Origin of the sequence: Limimaricola sp. G21655-S1 (genome assembly GCF_027213785.1) — a bacterium.
GTDB lineage: Bacteria > Pseudomonadota > Alphaproteobacteria > Rhodobacterales > Rhodobacteraceae > Limimaricola.
This window is the reverse complement of sequence record NZ_JAPWGO010000006.1, coordinates 91,970-110,475: the sequence shown is the minus strand read 5'-3', so window position 1 is coordinate 110,475 and position 18,506 is coordinate 91,970. Positions and strand designations below refer to the sequence as shown.

General features: G+C 68.5%; 11 protein-coding genes. 5 read left to right on the top strand and 6 right to left on the bottom strand.

All coding sequences use genetic code 11. From position 1 onward, the window contains the following. The first annotated feature begins 2 nt into the window (after positions 1-2). Positions 3-1,097 carry a glycosyltransferase family 1 protein gene (locus tag O4G76_RS08235; RefSeq protein ID WP_269396887.1) on the top strand — a complete coding sequence of 365 codons (1,095 nt, stop codon included), beginning with the start codon at positions 3-5 and terminating at the stop codon, positions 1,095-1,097. A gap of 2 nt (positions 1,098-1,099) precedes the next feature. On the opposite strand, the gene O4G76_RS08230 is transcribed toward O4G76_RS08235, so the two are convergent. From O4G76_RS08230 to O4G76_RS08220, 3 genes are all read right to left on the bottom strand, one after another. Beyond that, positions 1,100-3,961, bottom strand: a complete 2,862-nt coding sequence (locus O4G76_RS08230; protein WP_269396886.1) for an Ig domain-containing protein — start codon at positions 3,959-3,961, stop codon at positions 1,100-1,102. Positions 3,962-4,049: 88 nt separating this feature from the next. Further along, entirely contained in the window at positions 4,050-5,282 is a 1,233-nt protein-coding gene (locus O4G76_RS08225; protein ID WP_269396885.1) for a polysaccharide biosynthesis/export family protein, read from the bottom strand. A gap of 198 nt (positions 5,283-5,480) precedes the next feature. After that, complete coding sequence (locus O4G76_RS08220; RefSeq protein WP_269396884.1) at positions 5,481-7,202, bottom strand: hypothetical protein; 1,722 nt, start codon at positions 7,200-7,202, stop codon at positions 5,481-5,483. A 382-nt stretch (positions 7,203-7,584) separates the two neighbouring features. Between O4G76_RS08220 and O4G76_RS08215 the strand changes: the two genes are divergently transcribed. From O4G76_RS08215 to O4G76_RS08200, 4 genes are all read left to right on the top strand, one after another. Then, on the top strand, positions 7,585-8,181 hold the full coding sequence (locus tag O4G76_RS08215; RefSeq protein WP_269396883.1) for a calcium-binding protein: 597 nt from the start codon (positions 7,585-7,587) through the stop codon (positions 8,179-8,181). A gap of 238 nt (positions 8,182-8,419) precedes the next feature. Further along, a complete protein-coding gene (locus O4G76_RS08210; RefSeq protein WP_269396882.1) occupies positions 8,420-9,865 on the top strand; it encodes a hypothetical protein in 1,446 nt (481 codons plus the stop codon). 11 nt (positions 9,866-9,876) lie between these two features. Then, on the top strand, positions 9,877-10,731 hold the full coding sequence (locus tag O4G76_RS08205) for a sulfotransferase (RefSeq protein ID WP_269396881.1): 855 nt from the start codon (positions 9,877-9,879) through the stop codon (positions 10,729-10,731). Between the two features lie 445 nt (positions 10,732-11,176). Further along, on the top strand, positions 11,177-14,098 hold the full coding sequence (locus O4G76_RS08200; RefSeq protein WP_269396880.1) for a S8 family serine peptidase: 2,922 nt from the start codon (positions 11,177-11,179) through the stop codon (positions 14,096-14,098). 49 nt (positions 14,099-14,147) lie between these two features. Here the strand turns inward: O4G76_RS08200 and O4G76_RS08195 are convergent, their stop codons facing one another. From O4G76_RS08195 to O4G76_RS08185, 3 genes are all read right to left on the bottom strand, one after another. Continuing rightward, a complete protein-coding gene (locus tag O4G76_RS08195) occupies positions 14,148-15,101 on the bottom strand; it encodes a glycosyltransferase family 2 protein (RefSeq protein WP_269396879.1) in 954 nt (317 codons plus the stop codon). Beyond that, complete coding sequence (locus tag O4G76_RS08190) at positions 15,102-15,779, bottom strand: sugar transferase (protein ID WP_373568021.1); 678 nt, start codon at positions 15,777-15,779, stop codon at positions 15,102-15,104. A gap of 443 nt (positions 15,780-16,222) precedes the next feature. Continuing rightward, complete coding sequence (locus tag O4G76_RS08185) at positions 16,223-18,460, bottom strand: Wzz/FepE/Etk N-terminal domain-containing protein (protein ID WP_269396878.1); 2,238 nt, start codon at positions 18,458-18,460, stop codon at positions 16,223-16,225. Between the last annotated feature and the right edge of the window lie 46 nt (positions 18,461-18,506).

Here is an 18,506-nt window from a genome sequence, read left to right as displayed (position 1 = left end):
GAATGGTTGATCTGGTTCTGAACGGCCGCTTTCTGATGCGGCCGCCCACGGGTGTCGATCGCGTTGCGAGCGAGTTGGTGGCGGCGCTGCTCGAACACGGGCTGCCCTCGCGCTTTGGCGGGTTTTCCGCGATCCGGCCGCGCGGCGACACGGTGCGGCCCGAGGAGCGGCCGAAGGCGATCCTCGACGCGGCGACGACCAGCGCCTCGAAGCTCGGCGGGCATGGTTGGGAGCAACTCGCCCTCGCCCGCGCCCGGCCCCGGGACTGGCTTCTGAGCCTGTGCAACACCGGCCCGGCGCTGCGGTCGCGGCAGGTGGTGATGATGCACGACGCGCAGGCGTTCCGGCAGCCCGAATCCTACTCCCGGGCCTTCGTGCGCTGGTACGGCACGATGCAGCCGATGCTGGGGCGGCGCGCGGCGATGGTGCTCACCGTCTCCGAGCATGCGCGCGCCGATCTCGAACGCTTCGGCGTGGTGCCGAAGGGCAAGGCGCGGGTGGTTCCGAACGGCGCCGATCACGTGCTGCGCCTTGCCCCGGACCCCGAGACTCTGAAGCGGCACGGGCTGGAGCCGGGGCGCTTCCTGCTGGCATTGGGCAGCCTCGCGCCACACAAGAACCTCGCGATGCTGGTCCGCGCGGCGCGGGCCCGCAGCGACCGCTCGATTCCGCTGGTGATCGCGGGCGGCGGCGATGCGGGGGTCTTCGCCGATGGCGGCATCACCCCTTCCGAGGATGTGCGGATGCTGGGCCGGGTCAGCGATGCCGAGTTGCGCGCGCTTTACGACAACGCCACGGCGCTGGCCTTTCCCTCGATCACCGAGGGCTTCGGCCTGCCCCCGGCCGAGGCAATGTTCTGCGGCTGCCCGGTGATCGCCTCGACCGGCGGCGCGGTGCCCGAGGTCTGCGGCGACGCGGCGCTGTCGCTCGACCCGAGCGATGCCGATGGCTGGCGCGCGGCGATGGAGCGCGTCTGCGCCACGCCGGAGCTGCGGTCCCGCCTCGCGCAGGCGGGCCGGGCCCGGGTGCAGCGTTTCACCTGGAAGGCGGCGGCCGCGACGCTGGCCGGTCACCTCGAGGATCTGCCCATGGGCTGATCTCAGGCGATCGGCCCGAACCCCGGCGGCGCCGCATGGCGCCAGCGGTCGCGGCTGCCATGCAGCCGGGCCTCGGCGCCGCTCTGTCTCTTGAGCTGGACATGGGCGCGGATCGGCGGGGTCAGCGCCGCGAGGCTGAAGCCGCCCGTCCCCGCCGCCGGGTCCGCCGCCGCATCCTCGTTCCACGCCCCGGCCTCCTGCCGGACCCAGAACAGTCCGGCCCCGGTATCGACGGCAAGGCAGGCCCGCTGGCCATCGGCCAGCGCGTTGCCGATGGCGATATTGCCATCGCTGTGGAACACCAGACCCCCGGCCTTGCCGTGGCGATCCGCGGTCAGGCTGCCGGTCGCGATACTGGTCTGCGCATCGGCGATACCGACGAGATTGACGCCCGAGACCAGCTCGACCTCGAAATACACTTGGCCCGAAAGCGCGTCGGCCCCGACCGCGTTGCGCATCCCGTCCATCCCCGGCGCCGCAGTGACGCCGCGCCCCTGATCGGCATAAAGCAATTGCTCGATACCGCCGAAATGCGTCCAATCCGGGTCGCTGTCGTTCCAGCCCGTGACGCTGGCGGCCCCGTCCGCCACCACCGGATCGCTCGGCGCGGTCTCGGCCACGGCGCTTTCGCCCGCCGCATTGGCGGCCCAGACCTGGCAGGTGATCACCTGCGGGGCCACCCCGGCGGCGATGGTATGGCTTGGCCCGGTCTCGCCCGCCTGGACGTTGCCGGAATGCCGCCACTGGTAGCGGAAGCTCTCCGGCGCGTTGCTCCAGACCCCGACATCGACGCTGATCGTCTCGCCCTCGGCCGGGCTGGTATTGCTCAGCGTCGGGGGCGTGGTGTTCGCCGGAACGCCCGCCGCCGTCACCTCGATCGCGAAAGGCGCGAGCGTCGCGGTCGCGCCCAGAGCATCGGTCACCCGGATCGCGATGCCGCCATGGCGGCCTGCGGCATCGGCGCTGCCGGTGATCGCCCCGGTGCCGGGATCGAGCGACATCCCCGGCGGCAGGCTCCCCGAAGCGAGATCGAAGCCGTAGGGCGCGCTGCCCCCCGACACCACCGGCGCGAAGCCATAGGGCTGCCCGACCTCGACCGCCTCCATTGGATCGCCCGCGATCTCGATGGCGTTGGCGGCGTTGCGCACGAGCAGCATCGCCGCCCGCTTCACGGTATAGGTCACGCTGCCCCCCGCGACACAGGACAGGCCGAGCGAGACCTGCCTGACGCCATGCGCGCCCTCCTGCGCGTAACCGCGCGACCGGGCAAAGAGCGGCCAGGGCGGCACCGTCAGGAACGGCGTGATCGCGTTCATGCCGAGCAGGGTCGATCCGGCCACGCCCGACATCAGCCCGCCGAAGCCGGTCGAGGCCGGGTCGACCTCGACCTCGAAGATCGCGTCGAAGATGTCGCCCGTCGCGCCGCCGACATCGGCGTTGTAGCGCAGGGTGAGCTGCGCACGGTCGGGCGCATCCCGACAGGAGATGAGGAGATCGCCCGCGCCGTTGCGTGCGACGTTCCATGACGCGGTGCCGATCCGGGTGAAGACCCAGCCATCCGGCTGGATGCCCGACACGCCCGCGACCGCGCTCGGCGCATCACCCGGAAACTCTCCCGCGGTGCGAAGCAGGTTCGGGGCCTCGGCCAGCCGCGAGCCGGTGATCAGCGGCAGCGCCACCTCGCGCACCCTGCCTGCGAGATAGGCGGCGCCATGCTCGATATTGGGGTGGGTTTCGTCGTTCTTCATCGACACCGGGTCGAAGCCGGCGACATCGACCATGTGCACGTCGGCATCGGTCGCTGCGACCTCGGCCAGCGTGGCGTTGATCGCGTCGTACTTGTCCTGCTTGGCGGTATAGGGATTGGCCGGGTCGTCGTAGCCCGATGGCAGAGCCGGCACGCAGACCACCACCGCGCCCGCATCGCGGTAGACCCCGATCAGCTCGGCCATCTTGGATTTCGACAGGGTATAGGGGACCGCCGGATCGGTCGGGTCCCAGTTCGCGCCGACCGGGCCGATCACCACGATGGTCTCGTCGCGCTCGATCAGGTCGACCACCGCCTGCGCCCCGTCGAGCATGGTCTGGATCGTGTGGCCACCGGTGGCCTGCTGGTAGGTGTCGGGCAGCCATGTCACGTCGCCCAAGGCCCAGAGCAACGCGTCGCGGAAGCCGGGATTGGCCATGGTGCTGTCGCCATCGACGATGAGACGCGGCCCCGCCCGGTGGGCGGCGAATGTCGTGACACCCGGCGAACCGCCCGCACCGCCCGGGGCCGCGACGAGCGCGATGGAAAGCCCTGTCTCGGCCCAACCGGCAGCATTGCTTGCGCGCAGCAGCAGGTCGTGCTGCCCCGCCATCTCGGGTTGCCCCGTCAGGATACCCGCTCTCGAGAGCGCGAGCCCGGCGGGCAGAGGCTCCGAGCCGGGCGCCAGCGAGAACACGAGATCGGCCCCGGTGAAACCGGTCGAGAGATCGACCGAGACCGCCTCGCCCACGCGCAGTTCCAGCGTCACGGCACCGCCCGCGACCGGCGCGGTCGCGGCGACGGGCGCAAGGCTCGGCTGCGCCACGATCGAGCCGTGCTGCAGCAACCGGCGCCCCGAACCCTGTTCAATCCAGACGTTGTAGACCCCCGCCCGCCCCTCGCCGAGCGGCGCGAGATCCTCGGGCGAAAGCGCGACCCTCTCGTCGCCGCTGCGCTGCACGAGCGGCGGCGCGGCGGTGTCGAACCCCATCGTCACGGTGACGCGCGCGTCCGCGGGCCGGTCCGGCACCTCGAAGGTGATCGCCTCGCCCGCGAAGAGCCGCAGCCCCAGATAGCCCGCTCCGCCGTCCGCCCGCACCACGACCTTCTGTTCCATCGCCGCTCTCCCCAATCGATGTCGGGGAAGAATGGCGCGGCCGCGCTAAATCGCGGTGTCGGCACCGTACGCGCAACGGCGGCGTATTTCAGCTGGGGATGTCGAGCGGCCGCGAGGTGACGGTGACGATCAGCGTGTCGCCCGGCAGCAGCGGGGTCTGCGCGTCGATCCCGGTGATCTCGTCGCGGCCCGGGCGCGGGCTCAGCAGCCGGTAGCCCAGCTCGACCGTCGTGGCATCGAGCAACGCCCCGGCCCCGCTGCCGCTCAAGAGCGCGAGCTGTTCGAGGGCGCGCGCATGGCGCAGCCGCAGCCCGTCGATCTCGATCCGTCCCGCCTGCAGGTCGGCGAGGTTGGTCCGCTCCCGGTCGGCGAGGAACTGCGCGCGTGCACGGCGCGCGTCCGATATGGCGCGGGCCGCGGCGATCTGCGCGGATTCGAGTTCCAGCGCCCGGGCCTGCGCATCCGAGGCGCGCTCCTCGGCGCTGCTGAGGCTCGCGGTGGTCTGAAGCCCCCGCTCCTGCAGCTCGCGGGCGTTGCGCAGCGCCTCGGCGGTGTTGGCGACGATCTCCTCCTGCAGAACGATGCGCTCGTCGAAGAGCTGCTTCTGCGCCTCGATCGTGCGGATCTCCTCCTCCCAGGAGGTCATCAGCATTTCGGCCCGCTCGCGCTCGGCCCGCAGCAGCGCGCGCTCGGTCTCCACCAGCGCCTGCAACGGCGCCGCACCGGGCGACGGGACCTGCCCGCGCACCGCCTCTGGCGTCAGCGTTTCGAGCGGCGCCTCCCCCAGCGCCGCCTCGAGCCGCGCCAGCCGCGCCGCGGCGCCGGCGATGTCGAGGTTCAGCGTCTCAAGCAGGCTCTTGGCATCGGCCCGCGCCCGGGCGAGGTCGAGCTGGCTCAACCCCAGCGTCTCGCTGCCGCCAGAGGTGGCGAGGGCGACGGCCACGGTCATGCCGGGGAGGTAGTCGTAGCGTCCCGGCGCCGCCACGTCGCCGGTCACCACCACCGGGGCGTAATCGGCGACCACGACATTGACCCGCGCATCGACGTAGAGCCCGGCCGCGCCCACACGGGCCGCGATCTCGGCCTCGACCTCGTCGAGGGTGAGGCCGATCACGTCGATGCCGCCGATCTCCGCCAGCCGCACCTGCCCGTCGGTGTCGACGGTAAGCTGGACCGGCGCCTCCATCCCCGCATGCGCGATCTCGATCCGGTCGCCCGCGATCAGCCGGTAAGGGGCGGCCTGAAGCGGGGCCCCGACCAGCGCGACGGCGAGCATGATGGCAGCAAGGCGAGCGGGCCCGGGGAGGGTAAGGCGGATCATGGCAAAACTCGTTCTCTTGCAGGCCCGCCGGAACCGGCGGCTGCGATACCTCGTAAACAACAAGGCGCCTCAGGGATGGCGCCAGTCGCCGCCGCCAACCCGTCGGGCCAGCGGAACGACAGAGCGGACGCCACCCGGGCCACGCTCGCTGCGATTGCTACGCTGCTGCATACCACACGGTCAAGGTGTATAGACGGTTTACGTGGGCGCGAGCCCGGGTCCCATCGGCGCGATCGCGGGACCGGCATCGCGCACCCTGATCCGCAGGGTTCCGATATCGCCGCCGGGATCGTCATTCGAGTCGATCACGATATGCACCGGCGCGCCGGGGCGGGCCTCGAACGGGCCGAAGACCAGCCGCTCCGCGCCCTGCTCCACCACCCGGCGTTCATGGGGATGCCCGTCGACCTGCAGCGCCACGCCGACGCCGCTGCGGCTGATCCGGTGCATGCCGATCTCGACCTCGACCATGAGCGCACCCGCCTCGGCGGGGTTGTAGCGATGCACCAGCGAGACCGGTCCGCCGAGGGTGAAGTCCTCGGGCTTCAGCACGAAGCGCGGCAGATCGGCGTTGCACAGATAGGGCCGCCACGGCGTGCCGGGGGCCTGCTGGCCCGGACAGGTCGACAGGTCGTACATCCGGCCATCGCGGATCACGTAGCGGTCGAACCCGACCGTGTCGCGATCCACGGCCCGCCCGCCCGCGACCGGCCGCTCGAACTCGTGGTAGCTGTCGGCCCGCAGATCATGGGGCCCGAGCACGAGATCCGCATAGGGATCGACCGCGCCGCCCGGCGCGCGCAGCACCAGCACCCGTTGCGGGTTCAGAACCGGCGGCCCGGCGATGGGATCGAGCGCGCCGGTCAGCAGCTCGATGCCGTCATCGAGCATCTGCACTTCGCGGCGCTCGCCCCACAGCACCGCCAATTCGGGGCCGAAGCGGCAACCATAGGTATAAGGATCGGGCCGGAACGGCTCGACCTCGCGGCCCTGCGCCTCTTCATGCGCCAGCATCAGCGCCCGCCCGACCGGGGTCAGGCCGAAATCCTCGCCCAGCACCGCGGCATAGCCGTCGCCACGGGTTTCAAGGGAATACCAGACGGCCCGGCGCACCCCGGCCATCGCCATCATGCAGTAGTTGCGCCAGAACAGGTCCGGCGCGGCGTCGATATCGGTCGTTCCGAACTCCGTCGCCTCGATCTCGAGCCCCGCCATCTCCGGGTGGCGCCGCAGCACCGCCATCTCGCCGGGGATATGCTCGGCCGGCGTGGTGTAGGGATGCACCGCGACCGCATCCATATGCGCCGCCCCACCGGCATCGAGCACCTCCCAGACGTATCCGGCGGCGATCGAATGGGTCGAGCCGCCGAGGATCCGCACGCCTTCGAGCTCCGGCCGCGAAGCCAGCGCGGCGAGATGCCTCGCATGCAGGCGCGCCCGTTCCAGCGGCGCCATCTCGCGCGCCGGCCCGGTCTGGAACGAGGCGGAATTGAACTCGTTCCCGACCTGGATCGTGTCGATCTGGGGAAAACGTATCTTCAACTCGGAGGCGAATCGCGCGAAGGCTGCGATCCCCTCTTCGCCCATCAGCGTGTTGCCGGATTCATAGAGCGGGTTGCGGGGATAGATAGTGATCGATCCGGCCTGGCCCGCCGCGATCAGCGCGGCGATGCCGTGCTGGTTCTGGCGGTCGAAATCATAGATCCCGGGTTGCGATTCGATTCGCCCCCAGACCACGCCGTCGCGCAGCGAATCGAGGCCGAGCGCATCGAGCCGCCCCTCAACCTGATGGTGTGGACCGGCCTGGAATCCGGAATTGGCCGAAATGACAGGCGCCGTATCCGCGCCCGCAACCTGCGCCAGCAGACAGGCCAGAACCGGCCACACGGCTCGGCGCGTCTTCTCCGAGATAGGTCTCATGTTATTGTCCTTGAACGGTTTTCTAAGGATCACTCGGCGCCTGTCTTCCGCCGTCGCGTGGTGTCCCCAGACAATAGGCGGCGCCCTAAGTTCAGGCACCCTCCAAGAATAGTCGACGGACACATCCGCGTGATCATCGAGCAAGTTGCTGAGATGCATAAGGGTTTTGTTAGCGAATGCGTCTCTACTTGTGTTCGCGGCGCACGAGATTGTGGCAGAAGTCAGGCAATACTTGATTGTTTTTGGGCGATCACCCTATTATACAACCGCTAGTAATTGTTCTAGTTAGCGGTCTGCACTTTAACGGGTGCTCCATGAGCACGGTCCTGAACCACCTCGCGGCGGCTTCCGTCAAGAAGAGACATTTTTGGAGTAACGACGAATGGCCATCCAACCCAACATCGTCCAGGGCAACGGCGGCGATATCAATGCATCGGGAATCGGCGTCGCGCCGGCCCGGATCTATGCGACCAACAATTCCGAGACCATCCGCTCGACCGGCAGCGACGACCAGATCTACGCCAAGGGTGGCGACGACATCATCTATAGCGGCCACAACCAGGACGTGATCAATGCCGGCGATGGCAACGACTTCGTCGACGCCGGGGCGAGCCGCGATTTCGTGTTCGGCGGCGCCGGCAACGACACGCTCTATGGCAACGAGGGCAACGACGCCGTGGTCGGCGGGGATGACGACGACATCATCTATGGCGGCGACGGCAATGACGGGCTCTGGGGCGACAACAGCAACGGCTCGCTCGACGGTACGGTCGGCGCCGATACCTTCCGCTTCGACAAGGCCGATGGCAGCGACAACGTGTTCGACTTCGCCGTCGGCATCGACGCGGTGGAGCTCACCCAGGGCGGCACCTACAGCCTGACGCAGACCGCGGCCGGTCACACCAAGCTGGTCTACGGCGAGACCACGGTGCTGTTCCACAACGCGCTCCTGACCGCGGACGATATCGGCTTCATCTGATCCCGCCCGGCATTCGGACCACGGCAAAGCGCCACCGGAAGGTGGCGCTTTCGCCGCGCCATGGGGTGCGGTCGGAAACGGGACGGTTCCGGAGCGCCGGGATCCGCATCGCCGCATCGCGACCTGCCCAGGAAACGGACAAATCGTGACGGATCGGCGCCACAGGGTCGTTTAGGGGCTGGGGCTTGCGGCCTCATACGTGTACGCCGGCATAGTAAATCACCTTATCGGCGAGCGCATGCTGCACCCGACGACCACGCCCATCGCCCTGCTGATGTTCGCCGCCATCCTCTGGCTCGGGCCGGTGCGGGGGCTATGGGTGTTCTTCGCCTCGATGACCTTCCGCAGCGCCGCCGCCCTGTCGCTCCCGGGCCTTGGCGACCTGTCTTTGACCGATCTTTGCGTCGTCGCGCTCTGGGTCGCCTGCCTCGGTCGCCCGGTGGGCTTCGCGCGGCTGTTCGGCACGATGCGCCCCACCCGGGCCGGCTTTCCGCTGATGCTGCTGATGGTGCTGGCGACGATCGGCGCGGTGTTCCTGCCCCGGGTGTTCAGCGGCCAGACCGAGTTCTTTACCCTCGGCCAGATCGAGGGCCGGCTGAGCTTCTTGCTGGCGCCGCTGCGCCCGACCGGCAGCAATATCGGCCAGCTCGTCCGCTTCGCGCTGTCGGTCTCGTCCTACGTGCTTCTGGCCGCGGCCTTCGCCTATTGGGGCCGCCCGGACCAAGCGCTGCGCGCGATGACCATCTCCACCATGGTGCACGCGGCGGTGTCCTTCGTCGATCTGGGCAGCCATGCCGCCGGTCTGCCATGGATGCTGGAGGGCTTTCGCACCATGAATTACGCCATGCTCGACGATCAGCGCCTGATGGATATCCGGCGGCTGATCGGCGGCTTTCCCGAGCCTTCGGCCTATGCCTTCTATACCGTCGGGCTCTATGGCTTCTGGCTGAAACTCTGGTTCGATGATCGCGGCGGGCGCTGGACGCTCGCGACGCTGATCCTCGTGGCGCTGCTGCTGCTGCGCTCGATGTCCACCTCGGGGATCGTCGCCTTCGTGAGCTTCACCGGGCTGTTCTTGCTGTGGCATGTCCGCTCGGCGGCGCGGGTGCAGGGCTTGGCGAGCCTCTATCTCGGGCTCAGCATGGCGATCCCGCTGGCGATCGGCGGCGTGGTGCTGATCTACAACTTCGTGCCGAGCGTGCCGATCGTGCTCGACACGCTGATCTTCAACAAGATGGACAGCGAGTCCGGCGTCGAGCGGATGAGTTGGAACATGCAGGCGCTGCGCAACTTCGCCGACAGTTACGGGCTCGGCATCGGGATCGGCAGCGTCAGGGCGTCGAGCTGGATCATGACCAATCTCGGCAGCTTCGGCCTTCCCGGCAGCCTGCTGCAGCTCTGGTTCCTGCTGGCGCTGGCGACGCTGGGCCGGGGGTTGCGCGGGCTCGACAGCGCCGCCACGCGGACCGGCGCCGCGATGGTCAGCGGCTGCATGGCGATCGTGCTGCAGGCGATGATCGCCCGCCCCTACCCCAATCTCGACACCCCCTTCTACGCGATGGCGGGGGTGGCCGCCGGGCTCTATGCCCATGCGCGGCTGCGCGACCGCCGTCCCGCCCCGATCGCGACGCCCGCCCGTCCCGAGCCGGCCGGTGCAGCGGGGCCCCTCTTTGCCAAGGAATAGGATTTTACCACGTGCAGCTGGTTCGACGCCCCCAAGACCGCACCACCCTCAGGAACGGGATCAAGCGCATCGCCGCCCGGACTGCCGCGCATGCCCCGCAGGCGCGCTACGATCGCTGCCTGTTGATGCTGTCGCATATGCGGGCCACGACCACCGCGCTGTCGAACGTGCTGTGCAGCCATCCGCGGATCACCGGTTACGGCGAGACCCACGTGCCGCATGGTCGGGCCGAAAGCCTCGGGCAGGTGGTGGTGAACCTCGCGCTGCGACGGGCCCTCTCGCTCAGGGCCGATCTGCTCTATGACAAGGTGCTGCACGATCACCTCGACGTCACCGCCGATGCGCCGTTCTTCGAGGCGCGCGCGCTGTTCATGCTGCGCGCCCCGGCCCCGGCGATCCGCTCGATCGAAGCCCTGGCGCGGCGCACCGACATGCACCAATACCGCAGCGCCGAGGCCGCCGCGCTCTATTACGCCGAGCGGGTCGAGACCCTGTGCGGCCACTGGGACCGGTTTCCTGCCACCCGCAGGTTCGGCGTGACCTCCGAGGCGCTGCTGCGCGATCCCGATGCGACCGTCGCCCGGCTGGGCGACTGGCTCCGCCTTGATCCGCCGCTCACCAACAGCTATGTCAGCCACCGCGCCACGCAGAAGGGCGGCGGCGGCGACCCGATCCGAAGCGCCAGCCATACGCGAATCGAGCCGAGCGATCGCCCGGCCGAATCGGGGTCGGTGGCCGGGGTCTCGGCGGCGCTTGCCGCGCGTTGCGAAGCGGCGCATGGCGCGCTCGCCGCGCGGTTCGTGGCGAATTCGGGGCCATATCCGGACACCGATCCGCATCGCGATTTAAGCAATCCTCAATCTTAACCCGCCATAAACCGTGGGGACCCCTCCCGGGTCCGGTGCCGGCGCCGGCTGTCGGACCTCCGGGTCGGGCGGTGATCCGCAACATGTCCCGCCGCTCTGGCGCGGCGGGAGCGGTACGCATCTGATTGTAACAGCTGCTATTAATTGCAACCCAAGGTGGATCTTCGCCATGCCGGCGAACCGCCTCTTGCCGCCATGGGAAACCTTCGCCGCCGAGGGACCAGCGCCACGCCGCCCCTTCGACATCCAGCAACCGCGGCGCCATGTGGTCCGCGCAAACCGATCAAACGTGACCCTCGTTTCCCAATCCCGCCATCGCGGCTGCGCAGTTCGGCCGCCGGGATGCCTTGATGGGCGGGTCTTTTGGCGTGGTCGGGCAGAAGCCGGGCAAGTCGCGTCCGAATGAACGAGGCGCGACGACAATAAGAATGAGTACGAGGGTCAGATGTCTCAGTTCAGTTCGTCGATTTTGCCGCCGCCGCTCGCCCCGAATTCCTCCTTCAGTGATCCGAATACCGGGGCGCAGTACTACTTCGACCGCCCCTACCTGTCGAAGATGTCGATCGACGCCGAATCCGTCTGGGCGGACTACACCGGCGCGGGCATCACCGTCGGCGTGCTGGATTCGGTCATCAACTATGCACATGGCGATATCGACGACAATTACGACGCCGGCCGCGACATCGATCTCGGCACCGGCGGCACCACCCCGGTCTGGGACCGCAGCGCCTATCCGGACGCGCATGGCACCATGGTCGCGGGCGTCATCGCCGCCGAACGCGGCAACGGCCTCGGCACCGTCGGCGTCGCCCATGGGGCCAAGGTGGCGAGCTTCGCTCTCGACTACAACGCCGACAACGTCGTCGCGCAGGTCGAGGCCGGGGTCACCCATGGCCGGACCGTCGACGTGCTCAACAACAGCTGGAGCTACAGCCGCGCCTTCCAGGACAACCTGCAGCCCGGCACCAACGGCCACGAGGCGCTGGTCACGGCCGTGCAGGATGGCCGCGACGGGCTCGGAACCGTCGTCGTGTTCTCCGCCGGCAACGCGGCCTATTCGCAATCCTCGAACTACCACGGCTACCAGAACTCGCCCTTCACCATCGCCGTGGGTGCCACCGACAAGGAAGGCAACGCCGCCGCCTTCAGCTCGTTCGGCGCCAACCTCCTGATCACCGCCGCCGGCGTCGATATCATGACGAGCGAGCCCTATAGCGGCGGCGTGCGAATGATGTCCGGCACCTCGTTCTCGGCGCCGATCGTCTCGGCCGCCGCGGCCGTGATCCTCGAGGCCAACGACCAGCTCGGCTATCGGGACGTGATGGAGATCCTCGCCCTCTCCGCCCGGGCCGAGGATCTCGGCACGTCGTCTTCGGTGAGCTATGGCTGGGTCACCAATGCCGCGACGAATTTCAACGGCGGCGGCATGCATTTCTCCGACAGCTTCGGCTTCGGCTATCTGAACCTCCACGACGCGGTGCGGCTGGCCGAAACCTGGCAAGGCCAGCAGCGCTTCGACAACCTGCTGACCGAAACGGTCGAGACGCGCTACAGCGACCTCGTGCTGACGGCCGGGCAGAACGACCACATCCGGGCGGTGATCGAATTCACCGAGGACGTGACGATGGAAAGCGCGCAGCTCGAACTGAAGCTGCCCTGGAGCCACACCAACGATCTCGAGATCTTCCTGACCAGCCCGGACGGCACGATCAGCCAGCTGGTCTATGATTTCGAGGCCAAGGGCGGCGGCGGCAGCCTGTTCAACTTCCCCTTCACCACCAACGCCGTCTTCGGCGAAAGCTCCAAGGGCAGCTGGACCATCGACATCCACAACCGCAACCCCGACCTGCTTCACTACAATGGCAGCGGCCCGATGAGCGGCGCGCTGATCGGCGCGAAGCTGACCGTCAGGGGCAACGCACCGGAAACCGACGACGTCTATTTCTACAATGACGAGTTCGCCTCGGGCTTCTACGACGCGATCGAGCAACTGACCCGCGCCCGGCTCACCGATGAGGATGGCGGCACCGACACGATCAACGCCGCGATGCTCACCCATGCGATCGCGATCGATCTCTCGGGACAGACCGAGAGCCGGATCGGCGACTCCAAGCTGGACCTGCAGGCGAACGTGATCGAGAACGCGTTCGGCGGCGACGCGAACGACCTGCTGATCGGCTCGGCGGCGGACAACCACCTTGCCGGGGGGCGCGGCGACGACACGCTGCAGGCCAGCGGCGGCCGCGACCGCATCGATGGCGGCGCCGGGACGGACCGCCTGGTTTTCAACCTCGCCTCGTCGGCGCTGCTTTCGGCCGAGAGCCGCGAGGGGGGCGTCGATCTCTCCTTCAATCTCGGCGGCGCCACCGCGACCAGCATTGTCAGCAATGTCGAGGCGTTCGTCTTCAGCGATGCGAGCTTCGATCTCGACGGCATCCTGAACCGCGGCGCGACTCCGGCCGAGCCGCCCGCGCCCGCGCCGGTCACGCCGCCCCCCGCCGAGGAGGAGGCCTCGCCGCCTCCGCCCGTAGCATCGGAGCCGGAACCGGCGCCCCAACCGGAACCCGAGCCGGCACCGGCGCCCCAGCCGGAACCGACGCCGACGCCAGAGCCAGAGCCGGAACCGGAACCTGAGCCGGAGCCGGAGCCAGCGCCAACGCTTCCAGAGGCGCCCGCCTCCCCTGCGCCGCGATACGATTATCAGGCGCTCGGGACCGAGGGCGAGGATCGGCTGGTCGCGCGTGGCCTGCACAACCTACTGGATGGCAAGGGCGGCAACGACCTGCTGATCTCCAACAAGGGCGACGACGATCTGCACGGCGATCTGGGCGACGACCGGCTGTTTTGCGGCGCCGGCGATGACGATGCCTATGGCGGCGCCGGGGCCGACATGGTGATCGGCGCCGATGGCGACGATCTGCTCGATGGCGGCGCGGGGCAGGATCTGGTGAATGGCGGCGCCGGCAACGACCGGCTGTTCGGCGGCGACGGCCGGGACAAGCTCTTTGCCGGGGATGGCGACGACATGCTGTTCGGCGGGGCCGGCAACGACGTGCTGTTCGGCCAGGACGGGTCGAACAGAATGGATGGCGGCACCGGCAGCGACACGTTCTTCTGCGGCGCCGGGGTCGACACGATCATCTTCGCCGCCCGGTCCGACGATCTCGACCGGGTCTACAATTTCGGCGAGGACGACCGGGTCGTCGTGCAGGGCGGCACCGCCGGGGCGGACGGCCTGCGTTTCGAGGAGAAGGGCGGCGGCGTGTCGCTTTTCGTCGAAAGCGGCGGGACCCTGACCGAGATCGCCCACTTCTCCCGGGTCGAGCTCGCGGCGCTCGAAGGGCAGACGACGCTCGAATTCGCCTGACCCGTTCGGCGCAAGGATCGGCGCGGCGCATGGGCCGTGCCGATCCGGATCAACGCGGACGCGCCGCGAAGTCGAGAATGCGCTCGGGCGCGGCGCGGCCATGCAGCAGGTCGCCGAGCGCCATCCAGTTGCCACTGGCCCTGGCGCGGCGATCGACCCAAGGCTCGGGGCGCAGCATCTTCAGGTGGTTGGCCAGCATGTTGCGCACGATCAGCCGCAGGCCGAACCCCGCCGGGATCGAGCCCTTGCGCATCAGATAGGCGACATTCGCGACCTGGCTGTAGCCCAGCAGGTGCCCGTTGGTGTCGCGCCCCGATTTCACGCCGCAATGCACGCCGCGAAGCGCGTCCGTGCGGATCATCTCGCCCGGCACGCGGCTGGCGAAATCGACATCCTCCTGCCAGCCATAGAGCGGCAGGCGCTCGTCGAAGCGCAGCGCGCCGATCCGTGCGGCGCGATAGGCCATGTTGCAGCCATAGAGCCCGACGAGGTCGCGCTCCAGCGCGCGCGGCGTCGCATCCCGGCCGATCCGCTCGGCCTCGTCCGCCTCGATCATCGCGGCGGCCGAGACGAGATCGACACCGGCGCCGTGGATTCCATCGGCCAGCAACGCGCCGGTCAGACCCGAGATGTCGGGAAACGCCTTGAAGGCCCGATCGATGCCGATCAGCGCATCGCGCGCGGGCAGGTAGTCATCGTCGATGAAGAACACCACGTCGCAGCGATCCAGCACCGCGTCGAGCCCGCGATTGCGCTGCCGCGGCAGGCCCTTTTCCGAGATCAGCACCTGCGCCGCGGGCTGCGCCGCGGCGAGGATCGCCTCGTCCGGCAGGTCACCGGGTTTCGTCACCACGCAGAGGATCTCGCTCGCCCGCTTGGTCTGGCGCGTTAGCCATGGCAGCAGCTGCGCCAGCGCCTCGGGGCGGCCGACCGAGCAGATGACGACCGCGATCCGCAGGCCGTCATTCGCGTCGTCGGGGATGGTATCAGCGAAAAGTGTCATTCAGCAGCCGGTCCGGTTGAGCACCGCGCCCACGGTCTGGAACAGGATCTTCAGATCCAGCGGCATCGACAGCCGCTCCAGATACCGCGCGTCGAGCGCCACGCGTTCGTCATAGGCGATGTCGTTGCGGCCCGATACCTGCCACAGCCCGGTCACGCCCGGCCGCAGCGAAAGGTAGACCCAGCTCCGGTGCCCGTAACGCGACAGCTCGGCCGCGGTCACCGGGCGCGGCCCGATCAGGCTCATCTCGCCCTGGAGCACGTTCCAGATCTGCGGCAGCTCGTCGAGCGAGGTCTTGCGCAGCAGCGCCCCGAGCCGGGTGACGCGCGGGTCGTCGCGCAGCTTGTGATCGCGCTCCCATTCCGCGCGCGCCTCGGGATCGGAGGCGAGCAGCGCCGCGAGCCGCGCCTCGGCATCCGGCACCATGGTGCGGATCTTCCAGCACTTGAAGGTCACGCCGTTGCGGCCGACCCGCTCGTGGCCGAAGAAGCCGGGCCCGCCCTCGCGGCGGACCAGGAGATAGAGGGTGCCGATCACCGGCAGCAACGGGACCAGAAGGATCGCCACAAGGACCAGATCCAGCAACCGCTTGGCAAAGCGGTTGTATCCCATCGGCGCGTCGAAGGCCGCTTCCTGCAGCGCCAGTGTCTCGATCGAGGTGCTCGAAGATTGTGTCATCGCGACATCCTTGAAACCGTTTAAAATCGTCATCACTCGAAAATGCGCGCCCCTCGAAAGGGACGCCCGTCGCCACGCGGTGATCGGCGGCGCCGACCCAAGGAAACAACCTTTGGATGAGTCGGCCATGCCTTGGTTCTGCCTTGCACCGGGCCTGTTAACAAATCTGCCGAGATACCCAGCAGACCCGTCCAGAATACGACTCGTGCATATTTATGTTTTGTAACAAGTGGTTGTCTTTGCCCCTTGCGTCCGTTCGCTTTGTCCACTTGCTGGACTATTTTGCAGCGCACCACTACTACGCGTCTTCAGACATTAAAAGCACAATCTAAAGGCGATCTTTGGACACATTCGCTATGGTTGTTAGAGGGGGTTGAGCCGCGACGCGAAAACGGCCCGCCCCGGAGGGGACGAGCCGTCGCGCTTCGACGACATGCAAAGGGTCAGTGGTAGCCGTAGCTGCTGCTGTAGCCGTCGAGATCCTGCGCGGTGTCGACCATGGTCAGCACCGTTCCCAGCGGCGCCACGCCGATGTTCTTGAGCATCACCAGCCCCTGCGCCACGACCCGGCGCGGCGTGCGTTTCCAGCGCACCAGGTAGACCACGTGATCGACCGCCAGGGCGATGCTCAGGCTGTCGGACATCGCCAGAACCGGCGGCGCGTCGACGATCACCATGTCGTAGCGCTGCTTCAGCGCCTCGATCAGCTCGCCGATGCGACGGGCCTCGATGCCGTCCGACAGCAATGTGTCATGCTCGCCGACCCCGGAGATGTCGAATCGCAGGCTGTCCGACCGGGCGATGGCCGCATCAAGCGAGGCCTCGCCCATCAGGTGATCCGAGAGGCTGGCCTGCGACACCGCCCCCACCTCGTCGTGGAGCACCGGGCGCCGGGTATCGAGGTCGATCAGCACCGTCGAGACGCCGGAGCGGGCATAGGACTGCGCCAGCGCCAGCGCGGTGGTGGTCTTGCCCTCGTCCGGCACCGAGGAGAGCAGCATGACGCTGCGCGGCCCGGCATTGGCGGCGATGCGCGTCGCGATCACCGTGCGCAGTTGCCGCACCCGTTCGCCGAGGAAGGAATACGAGCCCTTGTCGAGATGCGCGAGCACGTGGCGCGGCTGGCGGATCCGGTCGGCGGGCAGCATCGACAGCACCTTGAGGCCGGTCGCCCGCTCCAGTTCGACGGCGCGGCGGAAGCCCGCGCTCATCAGCTCCATCAGGAGCGCCGCGATCAGGCTGAAGGTCAGGCCCAGCGTGCCGCCGAAGGCGGTCATCAGAACGGGGCGCGGCGCCGAGGGGCCGGTCGGGATCAGCGCCGGGTTCAGAAGCTTGGCCTCGGCGCGCTGGATCTCGGCCTGCGCCCGGATCTCGCCCAGACGTGTCAGCAGGTCCTCGAACCCGGTGCGCGCCGCCTCGGCCTCGCGTTCGAGCTGGCGCAGCTGCAGCGACGAGGCCGACATGTCCGAGAGCCGCTGTTCCAGCGCCTCGACGTCGCGGCCGAGCGAGGCCTCGCGCCCCTGCAGCACCTTGATCTCGTTGCGGTAGGACTGGGCGATATTGGCCACCTCGGCCGCGATCGCCGCCTCGATCCGGCCGATATCCGAGGCGATGTCGCGCCGGTCGGGATGGTTCTCGCCCAGCGTCGCCGAGAGCCGCGCATCCTCGCGCAGCATCTCGTCGCGCTGCTGGCGCAGCGACACGAGATAGTCGGAGGACTGGGTTTCGGCGGCGATGGTCGGGCCGCGTTCGGCGATCAGCGTGTCGATCTGCTGCAGCCGCGCCTCCTGGTTGGCGCGCTCCGAGCGCGCCATGGCCAGCTGCTGGTTCAGCTCGGCGAGCTGCTGCTGGACCACCTCGACCGAGGCGCCGGCGGTGTCGAGCTGCTCCCTCTTGTAGGTTTCGGCCGCGGCCTCGGCGGCCACCACCTCGCCGCGCCGGCGCTCGACCTGCTGCGACAACCATTGCGTGGCGTTCTCGGCCACCCTCTGGCGGTCGAGCAGCTGCTCGGCGATGTAGGTCTCGGCCAGACCGTTGACGACCAGTGCCGAAAGCTCGGGATCGCCGGTCTGCAACGCGATCTGGATCACGTAGGAATCGCCGACCCGGTTGATGAACATGCCCGTTTGCAGCGCCGTGACGATCCGGCTGAGGCGTCGCCGCTCTTCCGAGATCAGCGGCGCGGCATCGCCCTGCGCCGCGGGCGTCGCGGGCGCGACCAGCCCCCGCACCGCCTGCTTGGCGCCGCCGATGATCCGCGCCACGGGGCCCGGCGCGGCATTGGCCGGATCGATCCCGGCGAAGCGGTCGACGCCGATCTGCTCCACCACCCGTTCGAGCAGCGCCGACGAGCGCAGGCTGGCCACCTCGCTCTCGATGATCGCGGTGTTGAGCTGCAGGTCCGAGACCACCTCTTCGCGCGCCGAGACCACCTGCTGCTGGCGCGGGTCGAGCATCACCGTCGCCTGGGCGGTATAGCGCACCGGCTTGGTGATCGTCATCGCGAAGAACAGCGTCGCCGCAGCGAGGGTCCAGAACAGCACGAACCACTTGCGGCGCCACAGCGCGCCGATCAATTCGCGAAGATCTACGCTCTCCTCATGGGTGTGCGCCGCATCTTCCTGCCGTCGCGCGGAGGACAGGAAGGCCCCGTGATTGAATGCGCTGTTATCGGTCGCCATGCCTGACCCTCTCCGATCAAATACCGCTTACAAATTAGTCTCATCG

Coding starts and splice junctions, on each gene's coding strand:
- O4G76_RS08200 (WP_269396880.1), top strand. CDS start 11,177: ATGTCTCAGTTCAGTTCGTCGATTTTGCCGCCGCCGCTCGCCCCGAAT.
- O4G76_RS08195 (WP_269396879.1), bottom strand. CDS start 15,101: ATGACACTTTTCGCTGATACCATCCCCGACGACGCGAATGACGGCCTG.
- O4G76_RS08220 (WP_269396884.1), bottom strand. CDS start 7,202: ATGAGACCTATCTCGGAGAAGACGCGCCGAGCCGTGTGGCCGGTTCTG.
- O4G76_RS08210 (WP_269396882.1), top strand. CDS start 8,420: ATGCTGCACCCGACGACCACGCCCATCGCCCTGCTGATGTTCGCCGCC.
- O4G76_RS08225 (WP_269396885.1), bottom strand. CDS start 5,282: ATGATCCGCCTTACCCTCCCCGGGCCCGCTCGCCTTGCTGCCATCATG.
- O4G76_RS08190 (WP_373568021.1), bottom strand. CDS start 15,779: ATGACACAATCTTCGAGCACCTCGATCGAGACACTGGCGCTGCAGGAA.
- O4G76_RS08235 (WP_269396887.1), top strand. CDS start 3: ATGGTTGATCTGGTTCTGAACGGCCGCTTTCTGATGCGGCCGCCCACG.
- O4G76_RS08185 (WP_269396878.1), bottom strand. CDS start 18,460: ATGGCGACCGATAACAGCGCATTCAATCACGGGGCCTTCCTGTCCTCC.
- O4G76_RS08215 (WP_269396883.1), top strand. CDS start 7,585: ATGGCCATCCAACCCAACATCGTCCAGGGCAACGGCGGCGATATCAAT.
- O4G76_RS08230 (WP_269396886.1), bottom strand. CDS start 3,961: ATGGAACAGAAGGTCGTGGTGCGGGCGGACGGCGGAGCGGGCTATCTG.